The organism is Borrelia crocidurae, assembly GCF_000825665.2.
GTDB classification, from domain to species: domain Bacteria; phylum Spirochaetota; class Spirochaetia; order Borreliales; family Borreliaceae; genus Borrelia; species Borrelia duttonii.
The window spans coordinates 368,433-372,548 of sequence record NZ_LN609267.1 but is presented as its reverse complement, the minus strand read 5'-3'; the positions used below and the strand labels follow the sequence as shown (position 1 = coordinate 372,548).

Annotated in this window: 3 protein-coding genes and 2 pseudogenes; 4 read left to right on the top strand and 1 reads right to left on the bottom strand. The window is 23.9% G+C overall.

What is annotated here, in order from left to right:
* The 4 genes and pseudogenes from BN1173_RS04550 to BN1173_RS01795 all read left to right on the top strand — a co-directional run.
* Positions 1-234: pseudogene (locus BN1173_RS04550) on the top strand (hypothetical protein); the annotation flags it as partial.
* A 44-nt stretch (positions 235-278) separates the two neighbouring features.
* Positions 279-764 carry a CarD family transcriptional regulator gene (locus BN1173_RS01805; RefSeq protein WP_012538116.1) on the top strand — a complete coding sequence of 162 codons (486 nt, stop codon included), beginning with the start codon at positions 279-281 and terminating at the stop codon, positions 762-764.
* Between the two features lie 31 nt (positions 765-795).
* Positions 796-1,740, top strand: a complete 945-nt coding sequence (locus tag BN1173_RS01800) for a hypothetical protein (RefSeq protein WP_040236252.1) — start codon at positions 796-798, stop codon at positions 1,738-1,740.
* 14 nt (positions 1,741-1,754) lie between these two features.
* The gene (locus BN1173_RS01795; RefSeq protein WP_014696226.1) at positions 1,755-3,560 is read left to right on the top strand and encodes a hypothetical protein; all 1,806 of its coding nucleotides are present in this window, start codon (positions 1,755-1,757) and stop codon (positions 3,558-3,560) included.
* On the opposite strand, the pseudogene BN1173_RS04545 reads toward BN1173_RS01795, so the two are convergent.
* Positions 3,555-4,116: pseudogene (locus BN1173_RS04545) on the bottom strand (hypothetical protein); the annotation flags it as partial. The gene BN1173_RS01795 and the pseudogene BN1173_RS04545 sit on opposite strands and share 6 nt — an antisense overlap.

The window sequence follows — 4,116 nt, the reverse complement described above, 5'->3', positions numbered from 1 at the left end:
GATAAAATAATTTCTAAAAAAAATTTTTTAAGATTAAAAGAGTCGCATAAAGAAATTAACTTTATTGGTTACTATGACTTGAGGGCTGTTAAGAGAAATAAGGAAATGTTTTTTGCTAATATTAATAAACTTACTCCTAGTATGATAATAAGTTTTTGTAATAGTAATTATCTTGAAAATTTGTTTTATGTCAATAAATTTGGAATTAGAACAAATTTAACTGTGTTTTTGTGATTTCTTTTGGTTTTAATTGTTTACAAGTTTAATGAGGTAAAGAAATGTCATTTGTATTAGATCAGGCTGTAGTGTATCCAATGCAGGGAGTAGGCAAAATAAAAAATATTCAGAATAAGGAATTTAATGGTGAATTTATTGATTATTATGAAATATATTTTCCATTTAATGAGATGACTTTCATGGTTCCAGTAGCTAGAGCGGCAGATCTTGGAATTAGAGCTTTGGTTAGTAAAGAAAAGGTAGAAGAAGTTTTTGATATTATTAAGGATTTTGAGGGGCAAATAGATCAAAAAAAGATCAAAGATGGTAGTCATGATTTTTATAAGCAGAGTGATATATTAAGTACTGCTAAGTTATATAAATTTTTGTATGTAAAATCTATGCAAAAAGAGTTGCCTTTTTATGAAAAGAGAATTTTAAATGATTTTGAATTAATTTTACAACATGAGATTAGTTTAGCTTTGCAAATTAGTTTTGAAGAAGCCAAAGAAAAGATTAGAGAAGTTCTCTCTGGGGGGCAGTCTTAGATTAGATTGTATATCACTTGTAGGAACATATATGTTAAATATTGTAAGGTTTATATCCTTAATATCTTGTAGATTTATTTTTATGTTTTTTCTCTTTTCGTTTGTTTTTGTTTGTACATCTTACTTGAAGTACACATTCCTACATGTAGATCTTTCTGTTTTAAGTTTTGAACTTTATTATGATGCTTATCTTTATGCTTTTCCTTTATCTTTAGTTGTTACTTTTATGAGAATTGCTTATCCTTTTAGTATGACTACATTCAGAGTTTCTGGGATTTTATATATTGTTGTCTTTATTTTTATATTGTTTTTGTCTTATTTTGGATTTTTAGCTTCTGTTAATTTTAATACTATCTTTTTTGATTTACATAACAGGGATGAGAAGATAATTAAAGATGATACTGTTCATTTTTTTGATGATCAAATAGTTTTTTATAGTAATGATATTAAATCATTTGGCTTTAAAGGTGTTTTAAAAATTGCAGATAATGAGTTTGATGATGAGGATTTTAAATCTTTTTCATATAATTCAGGATTTTCTGAATCTGATGTGGCGAATTTTAATGAAAATGCATTTTTTACTCAAAAGCTTTATAGTGATTTAGTTGGTTATATTTTTAATGATTTAGACATTTTTAATAATTTTTTACTTTCTTTAGAATCTTTTGGTTTGATATTGAATATATTTGGATTTGTTTTGCTTTTATTTTCGTTTTCTTATATTTTTAATTTTATATTTCTCAATAGTTTGTCTTTATTCCTTTATCCTATTTTTGTCATACTGTTTTTTAAAGTTTATAATATTTATGCAATTGAATTTCCGGAGAGTTTAGATTTAATTATGGGTGAAAATGTAATATCTAATTATCTTACTTTCATTTTTTGTGTACTTACATTTTGTTCTACTTATTTGATTGGTTTTCTTTTTAAATATATTAAAGTGAATGAAGGATTTGATAATAATACGTTACATTAATTAATTTGTTAGATATGAAAAAAGAATTGTTTACATTTTTAAGTAATTTTATTGTTTTTCTATTTTTATTTGTTGCTTTGGTTTTTTGTTATACATATTTTTTTGGAGTTGCCTATTTAGAAAAACATATATTAGTAGCTACATTTTTTGATACTGTTTTGAGTGTATATCATAATTTTAATGGTTTTTTTATTTTTTTTGTTTTGATTTATTTTATTTTTTTAGCGAAACCAGAAACACGGCTTTATTTTAAGGGATATAAAGGATATTTGTTTAAAAAATTTTATCCTTTTATGTTTTTATTTTTTGTAATAGGTATTGTTTTTGTATTAATTTTTAATTCTATTATGTCTTATATTCTTTCTCAGAGAAATGAATATAAATATAATTATGAGAGATATAATCTTCTTGCAGAGCAGACAACTACAATAATGAATGAGCTTAAAAATATCGATATAAATTTATCTTCAAATAAGACACTTGATGTCAATGAATTGGTAGAGGTTTTTAAGCAGAAAAAGAAATATCTTGAGGAATTGCTTAGGATGTATGAAAAAATGAGGCTTATTTCTGATAATGATGAACTTTCTATTAATTATTATTTGGCCAGATCTGAATATGATAGAATGCCTCTTTATGGTGTTGATTTAGAAAAAGTTCGAAAGACTCTTAAAATGTATTTAATAAAAAGTTTGAGCAAAAGAGATTTTCAGGATATTATTAATGGATTTATTGATAAGGGTGATTATGCTACGGCTAATTATTTTGCTTATATAGGATTTTTTGCAACCAAAGATGATGAATTTTCTGCGCTTTTAGATTTAACTTTTAAAGCTATTAATGAGTATAAAAATATTGAACTTGAAAGAGAAGCTTCGATTTTTGAAGAGAAACAGAGGAATTTTTTATATCTAAATACAGAGAAATTTAAACCAGCATATTATGGTTTTTTAAAGCTTCATAATTTGTTTCCAAATGATAATGAGATTTTAAGTTATAAGAATAAGTCTTTAGATAAACTTAAAATTCATTATTTCTTTTTTGATGAGATTGAAAAATATTATGAACATTATGGCATCAATGATGTATTTTTAGTTCAGGGCAATTCTGGTGATGGTACATATGATTATATTTATATGCAAAAGGTTGTAAATACTGTTTTTTCTTATACTAAAATGATTAAAAATTTTGAACTTATTAGGTTTGATAGTTTAGGTAAAGTTATATTACATATAAAAGTCCCATTTGCTACTCTTAAGGGCAATACGGTTTATCAAAATGTTTTAGATAAAAAAAGTGAAAATAGTGATATTACTGCTACTAGAGTTTTTGTATTGCTTAAAGATTTTGACTTAAGTGATATAAAAATCATTGATCTTAATAATAATGTTGATAATTTACATTTATTTGCAAATTCTGTTAAAGGTAGTATTTTTTTACCTATTCAAGTTTTAATCAGTGCTTTTAACCAAATTAAAACGTTCAATTTAAGATTGATAGGTATTTTTTCCTCAAGTCTTTTCTTAATGATAAGTCCTATTTTATTAGTTTTTTTGGGTGTTCTATTTATCGCTGTAGCTTCTAAAGTGGATTTTGAGTTTGATTTAAAATTTATGGTATTTCTTGTATCTATAGTAGTAGCTATTTTTTCAGGTATTGTATCTCTTTTGATAAATTATTTGTTGTTAACTTTAATAGCACTCTTTATGCACTTGTCTGGTAATATATACATATCTTTTATTTTAATTTTTTCCTTTTTATTCCTTATTGTATTGTACGTAATGCTTGTCAATTATAAAAAAGATATACCGTCTTTATGAAGAATTTGCATTTTTGATGTTAGATAACATTAATTCATTAATTATGTTGTTTTCTTTTTCTATTTGTTCTTTATTAAGAATATATGAATCTTTATTCATATAATTTTCATTTATAATAAATTGTGGGATTTCTTTAATTACATGTTTTAATTTTAAGTTCAATCCTTTATATGGTGTAAATCCATTAATCAATCCAAAATGTTCATTAAATTTTGCTTTATCTTTAAGTGTGATTAATGATTGTTGTATTTTTTGATTTAATATCCATCGAATAAATTTTGCTATAGGTTGTGATGTTTCTTTAACACCCATAAAGTTTATATTACATATCGATGATTTTTTTTCTTTATTTGTTAAATATGAAAAATTAATTTTGTCTTTAATATTCTGATTTAGTTTATTGTAATATGCTAAGTTGGTTAAACCTGCAATTAAAATAGTTTTTTGTTGTAGTAGTATCGTCTCTAAATTTAAATATTTATATTTTTCCGTAAAATTTTTATGCAATGTAAGTTCGTTCACATCTATAAAAGAGACGCAGATACACCATGTCAAG